The organism is Acidobacteriota bacterium (assembly GCA_012729555.1).
In the GTDB taxonomy this organism is placed as follows: Bacteria; Acidobacteriota; UBA6911; order UBA6911; family UBA6911; genus UBA6911.
On the sequence record JAAYCX010000011.1, the window covers coordinates 106,518 to 126,601 of the forward strand.

Sequence of the window (20,084 nt, forward strand, 5' to 3'; positions counted from 1 at the left end):
GGGGCGGGGAAAGCCGGCCGCCGCGGATGCAGCCCGCGGCGGCCGGCTCCGGGGACTACTTTTTCTTGGTGCTGGTTTTTTCCGACAGGATCCACAGGTCGGGGTCCAGCGCGACCGAGGAGGGTTTCATCGGCAGGGGGATCTTGAACGCGGTTTCCGGCCCGTTGGCATAGACCGCCGCGCGCCCCATCTGGTCCCCCGGGAATTTGAAGACGACGGGGAGCGGCATGAACCAGTTGGGTCCGGCGTTCTCCTGGAAAATGGTCCCGGTGACCACGGCGGAGCCGTTGTCTCCCTGCTCGATCCTGTATTCCATCCGGTAATTGGGCAGTTTCGCCTCGTACACCCACTGCTGGAAGAACCAGCCGAGATCCTTCAACCCGAACATCTTCCCGATCGGAGCGTTGGCGAAATGCGCGCCCGCGACGCGCATGAAGTCCTCGGTGGTGGCCGCCCGGTTCTGGTACTGCTTGACGAAATCGGACATCATGTCGAAGAACGGCTGGCCCGACCCGGTGTTGGGGTCCGAGAGCAGGAAGTGGAGCATGCGCAGCACCATCGCCCCCTTGTTGTAGATCAGGTCGCTGTAGACGTTCATCGTGTTCCGGGTGCTCAGGCGCTGCCCCAGGATGAGGGGCCCGATTTCCGCCAGCTTCTCCTTGCCGACCCCCCGGTCGGTTTTCGGGGGGAAGGGGAGCACGTAGCGGGCGTCGTCGATCAACTCCCTCTGGTTTTTCATGCTGTCGCGGAACCCGGTGTAGAGCATGCCGGAGTATTCGGCGAAACCCTCGCTCAGCCACTGGTCGCGGTACGACCGCCAGGCGACGATGTTGCCCCACCACTGGTGCGCGGTTTCATGCGCGATGAAGGAAAAGACCGCGTAGTTGGCCTCGTCCGCCCTGGGGATCATCAGCATGGTGGGGAACCCCTGTCCGAAGTTGAAGGGGTGGATGGTCGCCTTGAAGGAGGGGTACGGGTACGCCCCGAAGTACTCGCTGAAATAGTTCAGGACGTTCCCCATCTCGGCGAGGATGAATTCCTCCTTGACGTTGCTGACCGAGGCCGGGACCGAATAGAAGTCGAGATCGATCTCCCCGAACTGCAGCTTGCGGTGATCGGTGTGGCGGACGAGCTTTCCGGCCGCGAAGGAGATGAAGGAAACCGGGGTGTCCATCCGGAATTCGGTCAGGCCGTCACCGGAATCGGGCCAGGTGCCTTCGCGGACCAGCTTGCCGATGCTGGCCACGCGGTCGTTCTTGTCGTGGCGGAACAGGGCATTGAAGGTGGAGCGCTTGAGGTAGCCGTGCTTCGGGTACCAGCCGTTGTTGTCCTGGGGGTAGTAGCAGTTCAGAAACTTGTCCTGGTTGTCGATGAAGTCGCCCTCGAGCGCCACCTCCACGCTGAAGGCCTCCCCCTTCTTCATCGCCTTCGGCAGAAGGATCGTCAGTCCCGATTCCCAGTCCTCCTGGATACAGGGGATGTCCTTCCCCCCGTGGCGGGCCGACGTTACCCGCATCGCCTCCTTCAGCCGGACGTTGTCGAACTCCGTCAGGCCCTCGTTGACGTCCATCGGGACCGCCTGCAGCCCGTCGACCAGCGACTGGAAATCGATCCGCATCCTGGTGCGCAGGATCTTGCGCGCGTCGCGCACATCGATCTCCATGTCGTAATGGAGCGGGGCGACCAGGTCGAAGCTGTCGGAATAGCTGGCCTGGTTCCGGGCGAAATTCTCCTCCGAGTAGGTGGCGATCCACATGTCGTTGGTGTAGACGTAGGGGGCGTAGGCGAACAGGAGCACTTTTTCCCCCCCGTTGATGCCGAAGGCCGAGCCGGGAAGGCGCGTCTGCGGGTCGACGAGATAGGTGAACCGCCCGCGGCTCCCCTTGTCGAACTGCCCCAGGAAAACGCCGGGGGATTCGGCGTTGGCCAGGGAAACCATGAGGCGCGCGGAGACGTTGGCCCCCGTTTCCTTGAGCAGCCTCGGCCCGAGCTCGGCCGCCAGCTTCCGGGCGTCGTCCGGCACCGCGGCTCCCGGCTCCATCCCCTTCCCGATCTGCTCGAAGGTGTCGTCGCTGAAGCGCAGCACGGCGGTGCGGAAATCGCTCTCGGCCGTGTCGGTGTCGATGAAGCGCACCATGGCCTCTTTTTCATAGGAGATGTCGGGCGCGGGCGCCTTGAAACTCCCGCTGCCGATGAAGACCGCACCCGTAACCCGGCCGTTGACCGGGGCGGCGAAATAGAAGTCCCCGTTGAAGACCATTTCGGCGCGGTCTTTTTTGAGCGTGAGGCCGCTCACCGCCGCCTTCCCCTGGAGATCGAACGCCTTCAGGGCCTCGTAGAGGGCGCGGCCGTTCGTCGGGGCGGCTTCCTGCGCCGGGATCCCGACGGCGAAGAGCGCCGAGCACACGATCAGGGCGGGAAGGGGACCATAGCGGTGAAACCGTTTCGGCAGATGCATCGAATCCTCCTGTTGCTGACAATGGGCCTAATGCTCCGGGTCCGTTCCCGCACCGGGGGGTGCGGGGGATCCCGGCTCGGTTGTGTGCAATGTCCAAGACTGCCGCTATGATATACGAAATATCCATAAATCAAATGAAGAAACTGAGAGTGCGGGCGCATTTGTCCGGACCGGGGTGCGCCCCGGAGGGGCCGGTTGACACGCCCCGGCCCGGCGGCTATATTCAACCCGTTCTCCCCCGGGAGGCCCTCATCGTTTCAGGAAGGGTGACGTTCCAGAGCCATGGCCGAACCGCATGACCCGTTATCCGGCACCCCGCCCGCGCCGCCCGGGGGGGATGCCGTGCCGGCGCCCCGCTGGTACGCCCTTTATACCCGGAGCCGTTTCGAAAAGAAGATGCTGGCCGCCCTGGCGGAGCGGGGGATCGAGGTCTTTCTGCCGATGCGCGAAGTCCTCAGCCGGTGGAAGGACCGCAGGAAAAAGGTCTGGCTCCCCCTTTTTCCGGGCTACCTGTTCGTCCGCCACGCCGACACCCCGGAGAACCGCCACCGCGTCCTGAAGCTCCCGGGCGCGGTGCGTTTCGTGGGGTTCGAGGGGCGCGCCGAGCCGGTTCCCGACCAGCAGATCGTCGCCGTCCGCCGTTTCCTGGAGGCCAGCGTCGCCGCCGACCCCTACCCCTACGTGAGGGTGGGGACGCGGGTGGAAGTCACGGCCGGTCCGCTCGAGGGCGTCGTCGGCATCCTGGTCGAGAAGCGGGGGCGCCTCCGGTTCGTGCTCCAGGTGGACCTGATCCGCCAGGCCGTCGCCGTCGACATAAACGCTGCCGACGTCCGGCCGCTCTAGTCCGCATCACGCGGGCCGTTCCGGCCAGGGGTGTTTCGGGTAGCGCCGGCCCAGTTCCCGGCGGATGGCGGGATAGTGGTTTTTCCAGAAACCGGCCAGGTCCTGCGTGACCTGGACCGCCCGCCCGCTTGGGGCCAGCAGGTGCACCGTCAGGGCCTCCCGCCCGGCGCAGATCGCCGGCGCCGCCGTCATGCCGAAGAAATCCTGAATGCGCGATGCGATCCAGGGGGGGCGCCCCGGTTCGTAATGAATCCGCGCCGAGCGCCCCCGCGCGAGCCCGATCCGTTCGGGCGTTTCCCGCTCGAGCAGGGCGCGTTGGCGTCCGGAGAGCGGCTCGACGAGCGCGGCGACGAGGCTGGCGGAGGCGAGTTCGGCGAGGCTGCGGCGGTCGCGGCAGAGGCGCTCTACGGCGGCGGCGACGGCTTCGGCGCCGAGCGGGGGGAACCCGCTGTCGGGGAAGTGGCGGGCCAGGAGCGCCGCGCGGACCTCGAGCCCGGGGACCGAGGCGTGATCGGGAAAGAGCCCGATGCCGCGATCCGCGGCGGCCGTGGCGAGCAGGCGCGAAGCCTCCTCCGACGGGGGGGCGGGCCGGATCGACTCCTCGAGGGCGATCCGCTCGTACATCGTTCTCCGGACCTCGTCCACCCTCCCCGCGGCGGCGTTCCACACCCGTTCGGTCTTATCGACCAGCGCATCGGGGAAGAGCGCGGCCAGCCATTCGATCTCGACGGAGGAGGCCAGCCGGACGATGGGGAGCGCCGCTGCGGGGGCGGAGGGGTCGGGGCGGTCCTCGATATCCACCGCGACCAGGAACGGCCGCTCGCGCACCACGCTCCGGTCCGACAGCCGCGCCCCTCCTCCCGAGGCCAGCAGGAGTTCGTGCGAGTGGGGGCGCCGCCGCCGGGCCACCCGGTCGGGAAAGGCGCGGAGCAGGGCGACCAGAAGCGCCTCCTCCCGCTCGCCGGGGGTGAGAGGAGGGCGGGGGGGCGCCGGGGCGAGGGAAGAGATCCTCGCGAGCTGCCGGTGGGAGAGCCGGACGGCGCCGACGGCGCGCGGGTCCAGGTCGAGCGCCCGGATCCGTTCCGGGTCAAAACGGGCCGACTCCGCCTCGCGGAACAGGTCCGCCAGGTCCAGGAGGTCGGACAGGCCCGAGGCGGCGCCCCTGCGCGCCGCGCCCGGGGCGCCGAAGCGGGCGCGGGCGTCGAGGCGGATGTCCCTTTCCCCGAGGAGGGCGGCGAGCAGCGCCGCGTCTTCGGCCACCCCCTGCGCTTCCCCCTCCACCATCATCCGGGCAATCCTGGGGTGGACCGGGAACCGGAGCATCCGCCGCCCGTCGGCGGTGATGCGGCCGGCCGCGTCGATCGCACCCAGCCGGCCGAGGAGCGTGCGCGCGGCCTCGAGCGCCGCCGGGGGCGGGGGCTCCAGCCAGGGGAAGGCGCCGGTGTCGCGGACCCCGGAGCCATGGAGCACGAGGAGGGTTTCCGAGAGATCGGCGCGGCTTATTTCGGGGGGGTCCGCATCGGGGCGCGTACTCCAATCGTGCCGGGTATAAAGGCGGCGGACCCGTCCGGAGCGCGTCCGTCCCGCGCGTCCCGCGCGCTGCGCGGCGCTGAATTTGCCGATCCTGGCGGTGGCGAGCCTGGGCCGGCCGCTCCAGGCGGAATGGGTGGAGACACGGGCGAGCCCGCTGTCGACGACGGCGCCGATGCCGGGAATGGTGATCGATGTCTCGGCCACGTTGGTGGACAGAATCACCCTGGGTCCCTCCCCCGGCTGGAGCGCCCGTGTCTGCTCCCCTGCCGGGAGGTCCCCGTGCAGGGGCTGGATCCGGAATCCGAGGCGGCCGGCGGCCGGGCGGAGCGCCTCCCCGGCGCGGCGGATTTCGGCGGCGCCGGGGAGGAAGACCAGGATGTCGCCCTCCAGGCCGGAGCGGAAGAGGCCCAGGACCGCGCCGGCCACCCTCTCCTCGAGCGGCCGGCGGTCGATCGTCTCATCGTAGGCGATGTCGAGGTCGTAGCGCGTCTCCGCGAGCGAAATGACGGGGGCGCCGTCCAGAAACTCCGCGACCGGTCGGGGGTCCATGGTCGCCGACATGACGAGGATCTTCGGGCGCCCGGCGCGCCGCCTCAGCCGGCGGAGAAAGGCGAGCGCGAGGTCGGTCGCGAGGCTCCTCTCGTGGAACTCGTCCAGGATGACGAGCGAAACCCCCTCGAGGCCGCGATCCTCCGTCATGCGCCGCACCAGGATCGCCTCGGTCAGGAAGCGGATCCTGGTGCGCGGGCCGCCGACGGTCTCGAACCGGATCGCGTAGCCCGCGGTTTCCCCCGGCTTTTCCCCGAGTTCCCGGGCGACCCGCAGCGCTCCCATGCGGGCCGCCAGCCGGCGCGGCTCCAGGACCAGGATTTCGCCCGCGGCGGCGAACCCTTCCCGGTAGAGGAAAGGCGGGATCCGCGTCGTTTTTCCCGCCCCCGGGGGCGCCGTCAGCACCAGGGCCCCCGCGGACGCGAGGGCCGCAGCGATGTCCGGGAGGCGGGGGTCGATGGGGAGCGGTTCCGACGGCGTTTCCATGACGAAGGCGCCGGGCGTCAATCCGGGAGCGCCGCGAGGACCGCCGCGCCGATCGCCCCCTGGGCCTCGAGCACCGCCGCTTCCCCCTTCCGCCCGTTGGCGAGCAGGATGGCGAACGCCCCGCGTGAAGGGTCGGCCCAGAAAAAGGAGCCGTTCGGCGCGTTGTGCCCGAAGGCCGTGCGCCCCAGGGCCGCGGTCCAGTCCGCCGCGGAGGGTTTCGACCAGGGGCCCCGCGATCCGGTAAGCGTCGCGATCGTGGCCGCATGGGCGTAACGGCGATGGGCGTACAGTCCGCGGTTGAGCAGCATCTGGGCCCAGGTCGCCAGGTCGCCCGCGGTGCTGTACAGGTCGAGCGGCAGGGGGGGGCGCCTTCCCTGGAGGGGGGGCGGTGGGACGGGGGAGGTGTGCTTCATCCCGAGGGGCGCGAGGAGGTTTTCGGCGGCGAAGCGGCTCCAGGGGACGCCCAGGGAGCGGGAGACCGCCTCCGCGAAGAGTTCCGCGCCGGCGGTTTCGGGGCCGCCGAGGGAGCCGAAGAGGTCCCGGATCTCCCCCTTCCCGGGCGCCGTATCCCCGGCTTCGGGGACGTAATCGGCGACGGCGGAGCGGAGGTCGAACCCCCTGTCCTCCATCGCCGGCACCGCCGCCATGGTGGCCGCCACCGGGCCGGACAGGGCGTCCAGGTCGAAGATCGTATCCGGCCCGACGGCCGGCGCGTCGGGCGCCGACCCCGTCCTTCCCATCGACGCCTCCAGCACGATCCTCCCCCCGAGCCCGACGACCAGTTCGACGCCGGGCAGCACCCCGGACCCGGTCAGGCCCCGGAGCAGGCTCCGGGTGGGGTCGAAGGCGCCCGGGGGGAACCCCGTCGACGCCGTATCGGCCCGTTCGAGCACCATCTCGAGCTTCGGGATCTCGACCCCGGAGCCGGCATCGGCCTGCCCCGGGATCGTAACGGGCATCCTCCCCGCGACGCGGACGGCGCCCGCAAGCGCCCGCGCGGCGGCGATCTGCGAGGAATCGGAATAGCTGAAGGTGCACAGGGACGTCGCCGAAGGGGGCGCCAGTTCGAGCACGTAGGGGTTGCCCAGCGCGATCCAGATCACGGGCCGGGGGGAGGCGGCCAGCTGCGCCAGGAGCCGGCGCTGCACGGCGGGCACCGAGCGGGCGGGCTTGCCCGACGCCAGCCGGACGACGATGGAGCAGAGGACGACATCCGCGCGCGCCGCGCTCCGCAGGATGGCCGCCTCCTGCTCGGCGGGGATCCGGGCGTTGGCCCACGCCGTGGCCGCGGAGGGAAAACGGCGGCGCAGTTCGGCCTGGAAAACGGAAGCGGGGGAGGAGTCCAGTTCGGGGGTCAGCACGAGGCTGTAGATCTTCCTGTCCTCGAGCGGGTCGAGGGGCAGCAGCCGTGCGTCGTCCCTGACGACGGTGACGGCGCGGTCGGCGATTTCCTGGGCCAGGGCCAGGCTCTCCGGGGCGGCCACGGCTTCGCCGATCGGGGGGACTTCGACCCGCCGGTGGAGATGGAGCCGCATCCGGCTCTTGGCCTCGAGGATCCTGCGGACCGAACCGTCGATGCGGGCTTCGGAAATCTCCCCGCGCCGGACGGCGCGCTCGACCTCGTTGATGGCCACGAGGGCGTCGGTGGGCAGGAGCAGGACATCGGCTCCCGCCGCGATGGCGGCCACGGCCGCCCGCCCGCCCCAGGTGTGCCCCGTCACCCCCGCCATTTCCAGGGCGTCGGTGACGACCAGACCCTCGAACCCCAGTTCACCCCGCAGGGTGTCGGTGAGGACCTTCCCGGAGAGGGTGGCCGGGGTCCCGGGATCTCCCGTCACCGCCGGGACGGCGACATGGGCCGTCATGATGGAGTCCACCCCCGCGGCGATGGCGCTTTTGAAGGGGACGAATTCCAGCGAGTGCAGCCGGCGGGCGTCCGCCCGGATCACCGGCAGGCCGATGTGCGAATCGACGGCCGTGTCCCCATGCCCCGGAAAATGCTTTGCGGTGGTCAGCACGCCCCCCTCGCGCGCCCCCCGGATGAAGGCGGCGCCCAGGCGGGCGACCGTTTCCGGGTCCTCGCCGAACGACCGGATGTTGATGACGGGGTTGTCGGGGTTGCTGTTGACGTCCACCACGGGGGCGAAGATCCAGTGAACCCCCAGGGCCCGGGACTCGCGGGCCGTGACCCGGCCCTGCTCCCGGGCCAGCCCCTCGTCCCCCGCCGCGCCGAGCGCCATCGCCCAGGGGAAGGGGGTCGTGTCCGAAATCCTGAACGCCGCCCCGCGCTCGAAATCGGAGGCGACCAGCAGCGGCAGCCGCGAAAGCCCCTGCAGTTCGTTGAGCAGGACGGCCGATTCGTAGATGTCGCCGGCGAACAGGACCAGCCCGCCCACGTGGTGCTCGCGGATGTCCGATGCGATTTTCCGGAATTCGGGACTGCGGCGGTTGGTGAACGTGCCCGGAACCCGGATCTGCACCAGCTGGGCGATCTTGTCCCTCAGGGAGAGAGCCTCGAGGGTTTTTTCGGCCCAGGCTTCGCCCGGGTCGCGCTGGAAGGCGGTGGCCAGAAGCCAGACGCAGAGGATGGCGACGACCGTCCGGGGGGAAAACAGTTTCGCGGGTTTGGGCAACCGGTCCATTTTCGTTCGCTCGGCAACGGGCTGTTCGGGCCTATCCCATGTAGAGGGTCTGGGTGTTGACGGGGAGCCCGAGCAGTTTGAGGTAGGTGAACAGCTGCATCTTGTGGTTGGTGAAGTGCTCCTGGAAGAAGAAGGCCATTCTCTCCAGCTTCCCCGAGGCCCCCCAGGGGGTGGAGACCACCTTCTCGGCGAATTCCTCTTCGGTCACCGCGTCGAGCAGGGCGCGGAGGGTGGCCTTGTCCCGCTCCAGCATGGAGAGGGCGTCCCGGGCGCTGCAGGAGGGCATCCCCTGTCCTTCGGCCTGCTGCGGCCAGGTGTTGCGGACCAGCATTTCGAGCTCGGTGCCGATGCCGTCGGCGAGGTGGCGGATGAGCTGCCCGAGGCTCATGAAACTTTCGCCCGGCTTCCAGTCCAGTTTGTCCGCCGGGACCATCTTCATCATGTTTTCGACCGGACGGTAGCCGTCCACCGCGTACTGGTAAAAGTCGTCCTTTTTCATGGTACCCCCTCCTCGTAAAATGGTGATCGTGGCCTGACCAGAGTACCACAGCGGCGGCGGATCCGGCATCGGTTGCGGGCGTAAAAACTCGGGGGGGCTCCACGGAAATGCGTTATCATGGGGGCATGGTATGCCAAAGCCGGATCGTCCCGACCACCCCTTTTGAAGACCAGCGCCCCGGCACCTCGGGGCTGCGCAGGAAGACACGGCGCTTCATGCAGCCGCACTACGTCGAGAATTTCGTGCAGTCCATCTTCGATTCGGTGCGCGAGGAGGGTACGCCCGACTTTTCCGGGGAGACCCTGGTCGTGGGCGGCGACGGGCGCTACCACAACCGGGACGCGATCCAGAGCATTCTGAAGATCGCCGCCGCCAACGGTTTCGGGCGCATCCTGGTCGGGCGCGGCGGGCTGCTGTCGACGCCGGCGATGTCGGCCGTCATCCGCCGCCGGGGGGCGCTCGGGGGGATCCTCCTGACGGCGAGCCACAACCCCGGGGGGGCCGAGGCCGATTTCGGGATCAAGTACAACATCCGCAACGGCGGCCCGGCGCCCGAGGGGGTCACCGAGGCGATCTACGCGCACACGCGCGCCATCGAACGCTTTCTCACGCTCGAGGCTCCCGGGGTCGACCTCGACCGGGAGCGTACCCTGGGGCTGGGGGACGCGGAGGTGGCCGTCATCGACCCGATCTCCGATTACGTCGCGGTCCTCGGGGGGATATTCGACTTCGATGCCCTCCGGGGGTTCTTCCGTAACGGGTTCCGGCTCGTATTCGACGCCATGCACGGGGTCACCGGGCCGTACGGGCGGGCCATCCTGGAAGGGATGCTGGAAGCCCCCGAGGGCACCGTCATCCGCGGGACGCCGCTCGAGGACTTCGGCGGGGGGCACCCCGACCCCGACCGGAGGCACGCCGGGGACCTCTTCAGGAGGATGTCCCTGCCCGACGCCCCGGACATGGGCGCCGCCTGCGACGGGGACGGCGACCGCAACATGATCCTGGGCCGGGGGGTTTTCGTGAGCCCGGGCGACTCGCTCGCCGTCATCGCGGAGCGCGCGGCCGGGTGCATCCCGGGTTACCGCTCCGGGCTGCGGGGGGTGGCGCGCTCGATGCCTACGAGCACCGCGGTGGACCGCGTGGCCCGGGCCCTGGGGGTCCCCTGCCATGAAACGCCGACCGGGTGGAAATTTTTCGGCAACCTGATGGATTCGGGGCGGTGCACCCTCTGCGGGGAGGAGAGCTTCGGCACGGGGTCGGACCACGTGCGCGAAAAGGACGGGATCTGGGCCGTCCTCTGCTGGCTCTCGATCCTCGCCGGCGCTCGCGCCTCGGTCGGGGAGACGCTTTCCGGCCACTGGCGCCGCTTCGGGCGCAGCTACTTCCAGCGCCACGACTACGCGGGGCTGGACGCCGCAGAGGCCGGGAGGATGATGGACGACCTGAGGGGGCGCGTCCCCGCGCTCGCCGGGACCCGGCTGGCGGACGCGGCCGTGCGGGACGCCGATGACTTCAGCTACACCGACCCGGTCGACGGCAGCGTCAGCCGCAACCAGGGGATCCGGATCCTGCTCGACGAGGGTTCCCGCATCGTGGGCCGGCTGTCGGGAACGGGGACCGAGGGGGCGACGCTGCGGCTCTATTTCGAAAGGGTCCGGCCCGAGGGGGGGCTGCCGCTGGAAGCGACCCTCGCGCCCCTGGTCCGGGCCGCGCGCGGCCTGCTCCGGATCGAGGAGCGGTTCGGCCTCACGGGCCCCTCGGTGGTGACCTGATTGGGCTTCCACCGCCGGTCTGTTATAATCGATCACTGTTCAACCACAACAGGCAAGGGTGTTTTATGAGACACGTCATCATTATCGGCTCCGGTCCCGCGGGATACACCGCGGCCATCTACGCGGCGCGGTCCGGGCTGGATCCGCTCCTGTTCGCCTCCGAACCCCGGGGGATGCAGATGCCGGGCGGGCAGCTCATGTTCACGAGCGAGGTGGAGAACTTTCCCGGTTTCCCCGATGGGATCCAGGGCCCCGACCTCATGGAAGCGATGAAAAAGCAGGTGCTCCGTTTCGGGGTGGAGATGCGCGAGGAGGATGCCGAGGAGGTGGATTTCGGCCGACCTCCCGAGGTCGGCTCCGGCGGCCCCCTCCGCGTCCGCTCCCGTTCGGGATGGGAGGAGGCGCGCACCGTGATCGTCGCCACCGGGGCGAGCGCCAGGTGGCTCGACCTGCCCGGCGAGGACCGGTACCGCAGCCGCGGGCTTTCGGCCTGCGCGATATGCGACGGGATGTTCTTCCGCAACCAGGAGGTCATGGTGGTCGGGGGCGGGGACACGGCCCTGGAGGAGGCGCTGACGCTGGCGCACCACGCCTCGAAGGTGACGGTGGTCCACCGCCGGGATGAACTGCGCGCGAGCCGGATCATGCAGGATCGGGCGGAGAGGGAAGCGAAGATCGCCTTCCTCTGGAACAGCGTGCTGACCGCCTACCACGGGGCGGAGGTCCTGGAAGCCGTCACCGTGAAGGATGTCAAGAGCGGCGTGGAGCGCACGGTGCCGGTCTCGGGCGTCTTCATGGGGATCGGGCACCAGCCGGCCACCGGGTTTCTCGGGGGCGCGCTGGAACTGAACCCGCAGGGATACATCGTCACCCGCAACGACGTGGAAACCAGCGTGGACGGGGTGTTCGCGGCCGGCGACGTACACGACCCCAACTACCGGCAGGCCGTCACCGCCGCCGGCTTCGGGTGCATGGCGGCGCTGCGGGCCGAGCGGTGGCTGGGGACGCACCCGGCGCAGTGAAACCGGCGGTCGCTTTCTATATCACGGCCCACGGCTACGGGCACGGGCGCCGGTCGTGCGACATCGTCCGGGCCTTCCGCCGCATCCGGCCGGACGCCGCGGTGCACGTGGTGAGCGGGCTCGGGGAACCGTTCCTGCGGAGCCAGCTCGGCCCCGGCGCTTACACCCTGCGCGCGGGATCGTTCGACGTCGGGATGGTCCAGCTCGACTCGATCCGGGTGGACGTCGAGGCCACGCTGCTGCGGGCCGAGGGGGTCTGCGCCCGGCGGAGGGAGAGCGTCGACGCGGAGCGCGAGTTTCTCGGCAGGCAGGGCATCGGCGTCGTGGTGGCCGACATCCCGGCGATCCCCATCGAGGCGGCGGCCGGTTTGGGAATCCCCAGCCTGGCCGTCGGGAACTTTTCCTGGGACTGGATCTATGAGGGCCTGTGCGCTCGCGACCCGCGCTGGGGGGAGGTCGTGGAGGCCTTCCGGGAAGGGTACGCCCGGACGGGACTGCTCCTGCGCCTCCCGTTTTCCCCCGCGATGGAATCCTTCCCCCGCAGGGAGGACATCCCCCTGGTCGCCGCCGCAGGCCGCTCGCGGCGAAAGGAGATCGCGCGGATCACGGGGTGCGACCCGGGCAGGAAGTGGGTCCTCCTCTCCTTCACGACGCTCGAGTGGGGGGCCGAGGCCCTGGCGCGCGTCGGGGAGATAGAAGACTGCGCCTTCTTCACCGTCCTTCCGCTCCGGTGGGAGTCGCCCAACCTCCATGCCCTGGAACGGGAGCGCGTCCCTTTTTCCGACGTGGTCGCCTCCGTCGATGCGGTGGTCTCCAAGCCCGGCTTCGGTATCCTGTCCGACTGCGTCGTCAACCGCAAGCCGTTGGTGTACGCCGAACGGAGCGATTTCCGGGAATACCCCGTCCTCGAGGAGGCCGTCGGCCGCTACCTCCGGAACGTCCACATCCCCGCCGCGGAGCTCTACCGCGGGAACCTGCGCCCCTTCCTCGACCGGCTCGAGCGGAGGCCGGAACCGGCGGAGCGGCTGACGGGGGGCGGGGCGGATATCGCCGCGGCCCGCATCGCGCAGCTCCTCTGACGGCGTTTCATTCCCCGATGATCTTGATCAGGATCCGCTTTTTGCGCCCGCCGTCGAACTCGCCGTAGAAGATCTGCTCCCAGGGCCCGAAGTCGAGCGCCCCGCCCGTAACGGCCACGACCACCTCGCGCCCCATGACCTGCCGCTTGTGATGGGCGTCGCCGTTGATTTCGCCGGTGAGGTTGTGGCGGTACCGTTCGGTCCCCGCGTCGAAGGGGGCCAACCGCTCCAGCCAGCGGGCGTAGTCCTCGTGCAGGCCGGGCTCGTCGTCGTTGATGAAGACGCTTGCGGTGATATGCATGGCGTTGACGAGGACGAGGCCCTCCCGGATGCCGCTCTCCCGGAGGGCGGCCCGCACCTCGGGGGTGATGTTGAGGAACTCCATGCGGCCCGGGATGAGGACCTCGAGCACCTTGCGGTGACTTTTCATCATGCCTCCTCGGGAAAAGGGGGGAGCCCCCAGGCGGGAAGGTTCACCTCCTCCAGGCTGCGGAGGACCTGGTGCGCCCCGTCGCAGGCGGCCTCGTCCAGGTGCGGGTCGGGGACCGCGACGACGTACATCCCCGCGGCGAGCGCGGCGGCGACCCCCGCGGGGGAATCCTCGAACACCAGGCAGCGGCCCGGGTCGGCGCCGACCGTCCGGGCCGCCAGCAGAAAAATGTCGGGCGCGGGCTTGCCCCGGCCGACGGCCGGGTCGTCCCCGGTGACCACCGAGGAGAAGATGCGGAACCACTCCCGGTGCCGGGTGATTTTCAGCTCGAAATGGCGGCGATCGGAGCTCGTGGCCACCGCCATGGGGATCCCGTGCCGGTGGAGGTGGCGGCTGAGGCGCACCGCCCCGGGCATCGGCTCGGTCTGGGGGAAGAGCTCGTCCAGCATCCCCTGGCGCGCCTCGAGGTATTCGGGGACCGAGAGGGGGAGCCCGAGGCCCTCGATCACCACCCGGGCCGAATCCTCGGCCCGCAGCCCGATCATCCGGGATTTCACCGTCCAGTCGAACACCTTGCCGAAACGGGCGGCGACCGCCCCGTGGGCGCGGGTATAAAAGGGCTCGGTGTCGAGCAGGAGCCCGTCGTTGTCGAAGATGACGTATTCGATTCTCTGGATCATAGGACCTCTTGGGCGCTCCCGGGGCTCAGCGTGCGGCCAGCCCGAGAAAGATATCGTACAGGGCGTGGGACGCCGCGGCCAGCCCGAATCCCCGCGCGATGAAAATCAGGCCGAAATACAACCCGCCGGCCGCCCGCAGGGCAAAACTTCCCGGGGAGAAAGGGTCCCCGCCGGGGCCGATGTAGTGGAAGGCGGCGAAGATCAACGCCGCGGAGAGGACGGCGCCCGCCGTCGCCGCGGCATGGCCGCCGGGCAGGATCCTGCGGAACAGCCAGAGGAGGAAACCGAGGAGGAGCCACCGGAAGAGGAACTCCTCGTACACCCCGGCCCCGCAGTAGAGGATGAAGTCGCGGAGGACGGGCGCCGGATCGGAGAGGGCCAGGGGGAGGCGCGGGCCCAGCCAGCCGAAGGCGGCCAGGAGCACGAGGGCGAAAAAAGCGCTTTCCAGCAGGCTGAGCGCCAGCAGGCGGGCGCGGATCCTGCCGGGCGCGCGGGTGCGCCATTGCCAGGCGGCCAGCGCCGCGGCCAGGACCAGGGCGGAGGCGTAGACCGAAAAGACCCCGAGCGCGCCGAGGAGGCGGATGATCAGCGCGTCGGCGCCGTTGATGTGCGTGCCGCCGACGAGCAGCGTCCCCGCGTGGTACACCAGCAGGAAGGGGAAAACCAGGGCGGCCGAGTAGACGGGCCGGCGCGTTTCCCGGAGGTATCCGCGGTACTTCTTCATAGGGGAGGCATCATACCTCAACCGGCCCGGCCCGGCGAGGGCCGGAGTGCCCCCTTTCCGCTCCCGGTTGCCTTGAGCCGCCCGAGGTGCGATACTGAAAGGCCGCCCGTGCTATCATGGGAGGGGGGCAGGGAGCGGCCGGAATCGCTTCGGAGCTGGAACCAATGGATGTCGATCGGGTCAGCATCAAGGACACTCTCGGTCGGGAACTGAGGGACCTGAGGATATCGGTCACCGACCGGTGCAACTTCCGGTGCGCATACTGCATGCCGCTCGAGCAGTACGAGTGGATCGACCGGAGGGAGATCCTCACCTTCGAGGAGATCACGCGCCTGGCCGGGCTGTTTTTGCGGTCGGGGGTCGAGGAGATCCGGCTCACCGGGGGGGAGCCCCTGTTGCGGCACGGGCTGGATACCCTGGTTTCCGCCCTCGCCGGCCTGGGAGGGCTCAGGGACCTTTCCCTGACGACCAATGCCTCGCACCTGAAAGAGCACGCGGCGGGGCTGCTCCGCGCGGGCCTCGGGCGGATCAACGCGAGCCTCGACACCCTGAGTCCCGCGAAATTCCGTGCCCTGACCCGGCGCGACGACCTGGCCGGCGTCCTGGAGGGGCTGCTGACCGCCCGGTTCCTGGGCTTCGATCCGATCAAGATCAATTCCGTGATCCAGCGCGGCGTCAACGACGACGACATCCTCCCCCTGGTCGAGTTCGCGCGGCAGAACGGGTTCTGGCTCCGGTTCATCGAGTTCATGGATGTGGGGAACTCCAACCACTGGGTATCGGAGAACATGATACCCAAGGGGGAGATCCTGGATCTCATCCACGCGCGGTATCCCCTCGAGGAGGCCGGGCGAACCGACCCGAGCGCGCCCGCGGTCAATTACGCGTATGCCGACCGGAAGGGCAACATCGGCGTCATCGCCTCGGTGACCGAGCCCTTCTGCGCCGGCTGCACGCGCGCGCGCCTGACGGCCGACGGCAAGCTCGTCCTCTGCCTCTTTTCCGACCGGAGTCTCGATCTCAAGCGCCTTCTGCGCGGCGGCGCCGGGGACGGGGAAATCCTGCAGACCATCCGGTCCGCCTGGGAATCGAGGACCGACCGTTACTCCGAAGAGCGCCTGGAGGCGATGAAAGCGGGTGATTACGAGCCGGGGTCGCGCCGGAAGATCGAGATGATCCGTATCGGCGGCTGATCACCGCGCGAAGAAAATCCCCGAAGTGGCCACCGAAGCGACGATGGAGAGGGCCGTCAGCCCCAGGCAGACGAGGGCCGCGATCGTGTGCGCCACCCGCTCGGGGAGGAGGGGGTTGAGCACCCGGCCCGCGAGGAATCCCCCCACGAACCCCCCCAGGTGGGCGAAGTTGTCGATGTTGGGCATCAGGAACCCGAAAACAAAAAGGATCGCGGCGTAGGTCAGCGCCTGGCTGCCGACCTGGCGGCTCCCGGTGCGCCGGCCGTAGGCCACCAGCGCCCCCAGCAGCCCGAAGATGGGGGCGGAGGCCCCCACCGTCAGCGGGATGCCCCAGAGGCTGCTCAGCAGGAACCCGGCGATGGAGGCGACCGTGTAAATGATGGCCGCGCGGGAGGCCCCGTACAGCTCGGCCGCCGCCGGGGCCAGCTGGCGTATCCAGAGCAGGTTGAACGCGATGTGCAGCAGCCCGCCGTGAAGCCAGGCGGCGGACAGGACGGTCCACCAGCGGTCGTAGCCGAACACGGGGATGGCGCCGCTGGCGCCGAAGGCGGCCAGGCTCCGCGTGCTCGGGGAGAGGATGGAGAGCCCCGACATCCGGATCCCCTGCGGGTCCATGAAGAGGGTGGCCGCGTACAGCAGCGCGCAGCCGTACAGGACCACGGGGACGAACCCGAGGCTGCCCCCCGCACGGCGCAACACCCCGGCGAAGCCCCACATCCCGGGGTTGCGCCGGCCGCAGTTGTAGCAGACCTCGTCCTTCACCCCGACCAGTTTGCCGCACGAGGGGCAAAGCACGGACCCTGTTTTCTGTCGCTTCAGCATGGGGACATTATGACGGCAACCGGCGGGTTTGGGAATTCCCAATCGCCCGCCGGGCCGAAAATTATGGGACTTCTTCCCCAAGCCCTCGCGCCGGTGTGCTATTTTGACCACGGGAGGAGGGGTCATGGCAGAGGTCGCCGTCATCGGGGCGGGGAGCTGGGGGACGGCGCTCGCGGGTGCGCTGGCGGACATGGGGCACGGCGTCCGGCTCTGGGCGCGCGAGGAGGAGGTGGTCGCCTCCATAAGGGAGGAGGGGCGGAACCGGCTCTTTCTGCCCGATGTCGTCCTGCCCGCCGCCGTCCGGGCCACCTCGAGCCTCGAGGAGGCGATCGGGCCGGCGGGGATCGTGCTGACGGTGATGCCGTCGCACGTCTGCCGCGCCCTGTACGAACGCATGCTCCCGCTCCTGGGGGCGGGCCAGGTGCTCGTGAGCGCCACCAAGGGGCTGGAACAGGCGACGCTGATGCGCATGAGCGAGGTCATCGGGGAGGTTCTCCGCTCCCGCTTCACTCCCCGGATCGCGGTCCTGTCGGGACCGAGCTTCGCTCGCGAGGTGGCGCGCGGGGAGCCTACGGCGCTCGTGGCGGCCTCCGGCTGCCCGGAGGTCGCGGAGCGGATCCAGCGGGAGTTTTCCTCCCGGACGCTGCGCCTGTACGCTTCCGAGGACGTGGTGGGGGTGGAACTGGGGGGCGCGGTCAAGAACGTCATCGCCATCGCCGCGGGCGTCATCGAGGGGCTGGGGCTGGGGCATAACCCCATGGCCGCCCTCGTCACGCGGGGGCTGGCCGAAATTTCCCGCCTGGCCGCGGCCTGCGGCGGGAAGCAGGAGACCCTGGCCGGGCTGGCAGGGATGGGGGACCTCGTGCTCACCTGTACCGGGGCGCAGAGCCGGAACCGCGGGGTGGGGGTCGAACTGGGGAAGGGGCGGACCCTCGGCGACATCCTGGGACCGATGCGCGAGGTGGCCGAGGGGGTGAAGACCACCGAAGCCGTGCTCGAGCTCTCCCGGCGCCTCGGGGTGGACATGCCGATAGCGACGATGGTCGGGCGCCTCCTGCGCGGCGCGATCGGCCCGAGGGAGGCTATCGGCGAACTGATGGAACGGTCGCTCAAGAGCGAATAGGCCCCGCGGGGGCCGGAAATTGGAGGGGCGGTGAAGACCCTGGCCTGGAATATCGTACTGATCCTCGTGGGGAGCGCCCTGTGCGCGGCGGCGGTGAACGGCATCCTGCTCCCGCAGGGGTTCCTCAGCGCGGGGTTCACCGGGGTCACGCTCCTCATCCACCTCGTGAGCGACGCCCTCCCCCTGGGCCTCGTCTATTTTCTGCTCAACATCCCGCTTTTCCTCGTCGGATGGAAGTTCGTCGGCCGGCGTTTTTTCCTCTACAGCATCCTGGGGATGACGATCCTTTCCGCCGCGCTCCATTTCGTGCGCGTGCCGGTCCCGGTCTCGGACCCGATCCTGGCGGGCATGCTCGCGGGAATCATCAACGGCTGCGGAAGCGGCCTCATCCTCCGGTCGATCGGGTCCGCCGGGGGCGTGGACATTCTGGCCGTCATCCTCAACAAGAAGTTTTCGGTCAAGGTCGGGACCACCTCGCTTCTCTTCAACGCCGGCCTGCTCCTCGGGGCCGCGCTGATCTTTTCCCTGGACATGGCGCTGTACACGCTCCTGTTCATCTACGTGAGCGCGCAGATGATGAACCTCGTCGTCATGGGGCTCAGCAAGAGGAAGACCATGCTGATCGTCTCCGAGCACTGGCCCGAGATCTCGCGGGAGATCCTGAAAAAGGACCGGCGCGGCGTGACCATCCTTGAAGGGAAAGGGGCGTACAGCGGGGAGGCGCAGCACGTCCTCTATACCGTCATCTCCTTCAGGGACCTTCCCCAGATCAAGAAGGCGATCACCGGCGTCGACCCGAAAGCGTTCGTGGTGGTGATGGACACGCAGGAGGTCATGGGGCGCAGGATGGGCAACCAGCCGCACTGGTAGGGGGACGGCACCTGCGGGGTCAGGCCAGCCAGAGCGCGGCGGCGCCCGCAACCGCGATGACGAGCGTCGCCGGAAGCACCCTCCTCTTGAGCGCCCTGCTGCTGAAGAGGAGGACGAAGGCGCATTTGACGAAGGTGTTGGCCAGGGCGGCCAGGGTGATGGCGCCCGCGGCCGTTTCCAGCCCCCCCCCGGTCCGGGCGAAGCCGGCCATGGAGAGGGTGATGGCGTCCACGTCGGTCAGGCCGGCCAGAAACGAGACCAGGTAGAGCCCGCCCGCGCTGAAGCGATCCCGGACGATGCTGACGGTCACGAGCACCAGGGCGAAAACCAGGCCGAAACTGACGGCGCGGGTGAGGCTGAAGGGGTTTTTCAGCGGGACTTCCCGGGTGGTCCCGTGGCCCCCGGTCCGGGCGCGGAGGCTGCGGCGATGGAAGAAGGCGGCCGCCCCGAACGAAGCCAGGCCCATGGCTATGAAGGGGGGCGCCAGCCCGGCGAGGAGCGGGGGGTACACCACCGCCACTTCCACCAGCACCCGCGGGAACATCACCCCCCAGGCGATCAGGATCCCCAGGGCGAAAAGGTCCCCCGAGTCGGCCCGCCCCGAATCCCTCTCGCCCCGGGCGAAGGAGAGGGTGACGGCGGTGGAGGACACCACTCCCCCCGTCAGCCCGGTCAGCGCGGTGCCCCGTCCCGGTCCCAGCCAGCGGGTGGCGACATAACCGACCAGGGAGAGGGTGGAGATCAGGATGACCAGGAGCCAGAGTTTGTAGGGGTTGAGGGCGTCCCAGGGGTCCACCGTCCGGTCGGGGAGGAGCGGGAGCACGATGAACGAGGCGAAGAGGAGCCTCAGCCCGGCGTAGATATCGTCCCGCCCCAGCCGGGTGACCCAGCCGTGCATCGGGTCCTTGTAAGCCAGGATGGCCGTGGTGACGATGCCGAGCCCCACGGCCAGTTCTGGGTATCCCAGCATCGTCATCCCGCCGAGCAGGCAGACGCAGAGCGCCGCTGCCTCGGTGGTCCAGCCGTTCGATTCCGGCCTCCGCCGGCCGTGGGTCACGTAGCTGCCGATCTGGCCCGCGCCCGCTACGGCCAGGGTGGCGACGAAAATCCACGGGGTGCCCGTGCGGGCGCCGATCCAGGCGGAAACCGCCCCCGCCATGGCGAGCAGGATGAAGGTCCTCAGGCCGCTGTTGCCGGAAGGGTCCTCCGCGCGCTTGTGGTTCTCCCGCTCGGCGCCCACCAGGGCCCCGATCAGAAGCGCGATCCCGAAATCCCGAAGCGTCGTCCATTCCATGGCCGGTTCCCTTCGCCGCAGGGAACACCATCGCACAGCCGCGCCGCGACGGCAACCGGATTTGT

General features: G+C 69.3%; 16 protein-coding genes. 7 read left to right on the top strand and 9 right to left on the bottom strand.

Features of this window, described 5'->3' with window-relative positions; translation table 11 throughout:
• Positions 1-55: 55 nt before the first annotated feature.
• Positions 56-2,458, bottom strand: coding sequence for a M1 family metallopeptidase (locus tag GXY47_02645; GenBank protein ID NLV30028.1), 2,403 nt, complete (start codon positions 2,456-2,458; stop codon positions 56-58).
• A 282-nt stretch (positions 2,459-2,740) separates the two neighbouring features.
• Between GXY47_02645 and GXY47_02650 the strand changes: the two genes are divergently transcribed.
• Complete coding sequence (locus GXY47_02650) at positions 2,741-3,301, top strand: UpxY family transcription antiterminator (protein NLV30029.1); 561 nt, start codon at positions 2,741-2,743, stop codon at positions 3,299-3,301.
• 6 nt (positions 3,302-3,307) lie between these two features.
• Here GXY47_02650 and hrpB read toward each other — a convergent pair whose 3' ends face one another.
• Genes hrpB through GXY47_02665 form a run of 3 tightly spaced genes read right to left on the bottom strand, consistent with a single transcriptional unit; the run spans position 3,308 to position 9,010 of the window.
• Complete coding sequence (gene hrpB / locus GXY47_02655; protein ID NLV30030.1) at positions 3,308-5,869, bottom strand: ATP-dependent helicase HrpB; 2,562 nt, start codon at positions 5,867-5,869, stop codon at positions 3,308-3,310.
• A gap of 17 nt (positions 5,870-5,886) precedes the next feature.
• A complete protein-coding gene (locus GXY47_02660; protein ID NLV30031.1) occupies positions 5,887-8,511 on the bottom strand; it encodes a serine hydrolase in 2,625 nt (874 codons plus the stop codon).
• Positions 8,512-8,542: 31 nt separating this feature from the next.
• Positions 8,543-9,010, bottom strand: coding sequence for a DinB family protein (locus GXY47_02665; protein ID NLV30032.1), 468 nt, complete (start codon positions 9,008-9,010; stop codon positions 8,543-8,545).
• A 125-nt stretch (positions 9,011-9,135) separates the two neighbouring features.
• On the opposite strand from GXY47_02665, the gene GXY47_02670 reads away from it, so the two are divergent.
• The 3 genes from GXY47_02670 (at position 9,136) to GXY47_02680 (ending at position 12,883) form a co-directional block, all read left to right on the top strand.
• Entirely contained in the window at positions 9,136-10,782 is a 1,647-nt protein-coding gene (locus GXY47_02670) for an alpha-D-glucose phosphate-specific phosphoglucomutase (GenBank protein NLV30033.1), read from the top strand.
• 65 nt (positions 10,783-10,847) lie between these two features.
• Positions 10,848-11,804: a thioredoxin-disulfide reductase gene (gene trxB, locus GXY47_02675; GenBank protein ID NLV30034.1), complete on the top strand. Its 957-nt coding sequence runs from the start codon at positions 10,848-10,850 to the stop codon at positions 11,802-11,804.
• Entirely contained in the window at positions 11,801-12,883 is a 1,083-nt protein-coding gene (locus GXY47_02680; GenBank protein ID NLV30035.1) for a hypothetical protein, read from the top strand. The genes trxB and GXY47_02680 overlap by 4 nt, the downstream gene beginning before the upstream one ends.
• A 7-nt stretch (positions 12,884-12,890) precedes the next feature.
• Here the strand turns inward: GXY47_02680 and GXY47_02685 are convergent, their stop codons facing one another.
• Genes GXY47_02685 through GXY47_02695 form a run of 3 tightly spaced genes read right to left on the bottom strand, consistent with a single transcriptional unit; the run spans position 12,891 to position 14,717 of the window.
• Positions 12,891-13,313, bottom strand: coding sequence for a YjbQ family protein (locus GXY47_02685; GenBank protein ID NLV30036.1), 423 nt, complete (start codon positions 13,311-13,313; stop codon positions 12,891-12,893).
• Positions 13,313-13,993: an HAD-IA family hydrolase gene (locus GXY47_02690; protein ID NLV30037.1), complete on the bottom strand. Its 681-nt coding sequence runs from the start codon at positions 13,991-13,993 to the stop codon at positions 13,313-13,315. Before GXY47_02690 ends, GXY47_02685 begins: the two co-directional genes overlap by 1 nt.
• Positions 13,994-14,018: 25 nt before the next feature.
• Positions 14,019-14,717 (bottom strand): CPBP family intramembrane metalloprotease, encoded by a 699-nt coding sequence (locus GXY47_02695; GenBank protein ID NLV30038.1) that lies wholly within the window; start codon positions 14,715-14,717, stop codon positions 14,019-14,021.
• A 164-nt stretch (positions 14,718-14,881) separates the two neighbouring features.
• On the opposite strand from GXY47_02695, the gene moaA reads away from it, so the two are divergent.
• On the top strand, positions 14,882-15,910 hold the full coding sequence (gene moaA, locus GXY47_02700) for a GTP 3',8-cyclase MoaA (protein NLV30039.1): 1,029 nt from the start codon (positions 14,882-14,884) through the stop codon (positions 15,908-15,910).
• Here the strand turns inward: moaA and GXY47_02705 are convergent, their stop codons facing one another.
• Positions 15,911-16,732: a rhomboid family intramembrane serine protease gene (locus tag GXY47_02705; protein NLV30040.1), complete on the bottom strand. Its 822-nt coding sequence runs from the start codon at positions 16,730-16,732 to the stop codon at positions 15,911-15,913.
• Positions 16,733-16,856: 124 nt separating this feature from the next.
• Between GXY47_02705 and GXY47_02710 the strand changes: the two genes are divergently transcribed.
• Both GXY47_02710 and GXY47_02715 read left to right on the top strand, forming a co-directional pair.
• A complete protein-coding gene (locus GXY47_02710; GenBank protein ID NLV30041.1) occupies positions 16,857-17,855 on the top strand; it encodes an NAD(P)-dependent glycerol-3-phosphate dehydrogenase in 999 nt (332 codons plus the stop codon).
• Positions 17,856-17,873: 18 nt separating this feature from the next.
• Entirely contained in the window at positions 17,874-18,725 is an 852-nt protein-coding gene (locus GXY47_02715; GenBank protein ID NLV30042.1) for a YitT family protein, read from the top strand.
• A 19-nt stretch (positions 18,726-18,744) separates the two neighbouring features.
• Here the strand turns inward: GXY47_02715 and GXY47_02720 are convergent, their stop codons facing one another.
• Positions 18,745-20,019, bottom strand: a complete 1,275-nt coding sequence (locus GXY47_02720) for an MgtC/SapB family protein (GenBank protein ID NLV30043.1) — start codon at positions 20,017-20,019, stop codon at positions 18,745-18,747.
• Between the last annotated feature and the right edge of the window lie 65 nt (positions 20,020-20,084).

Excerpts from the sequence above, each read along its gene's own strand:
- GXY47_02690 (NLV30037.1), bottom strand. The coding sequence starts at position 13,993 with ATGATCCAGAGAATCGAATACGTCATCTTCGACAACGACGGGCTCCTG.
- GXY47_02710 (NLV30041.1), top strand. The coding sequence starts at position 16,857 with ATGGCAGAGGTCGCCGTCATCGGGGCGGGGAGCTGGGGGACGGCGCTC.
- GXY47_02685 (NLV30036.1), bottom strand. The coding sequence starts at position 13,313 with ATGAAAAGTCACCGCAAGGTGCTCGAGGTCCTCATCCCGGGCCGCATG.
- GXY47_02665 (NLV30032.1), bottom strand. The coding sequence starts at position 9,010 with ATGAAAAAGGACGACTTTTACCAGTACGCGGTGGACGGCTACCGTCCG.
- GXY47_02660 (NLV30031.1), bottom strand. The coding sequence starts at position 8,511 with ATGGACCGGTTGCCCAAACCCGCGAAACTGTTTTCCCCCCGGACGGTC.
- trxB (NLV30034.1), top strand. The coding sequence starts at position 10,848 with ATGAGACACGTCATCATTATCGGCTCCGGTCCCGCGGGATACACCGCG.
- GXY47_02695 (NLV30038.1), bottom strand. The coding sequence starts at position 14,717 with ATGAAGAAGTACCGCGGATACCTCCGGGAAACGCGCCGGCCCGTCTAC.
- moaA (NLV30039.1), top strand. The coding sequence starts at position 14,882 with ATGGATGTCGATCGGGTCAGCATCAAGGACACTCTCGGTCGGGAACTG.
- GXY47_02670 (NLV30033.1), top strand. The coding sequence starts at position 9,136 with ATGGTATGCCAAAGCCGGATCGTCCCGACCACCCCTTTTGAAGACCAG.
- GXY47_02720 (NLV30043.1), bottom strand. The coding sequence starts at position 20,019 with ATGGAATGGACGACGCTTCGGGATTTCGGGATCGCGCTTCTGATCGGG.
- GXY47_02645 (NLV30028.1), bottom strand. The coding sequence starts at position 2,458 with ATGCATCTGCCGAAACGGTTTCACCGCTATGGTCCCCTTCCCGCCCTG.
- GXY47_02705 (NLV30040.1), bottom strand. The coding sequence starts at position 16,732 with ATGCTGAAGCGACAGAAAACAGGGTCCGTGCTTTGCCCCTCGTGCGGC.
- hrpB (NLV30030.1), bottom strand. The coding sequence starts at position 5,869 with ATGGAAACGCCGTCGGAACCGCTCCCCATCGACCCCCGCCTCCCGGAC.
- GXY47_02650 (NLV30029.1), top strand. The coding sequence starts at position 2,741 with ATGGCCGAACCGCATGACCCGTTATCCGGCACCCCGCCCGCGCCGCCC.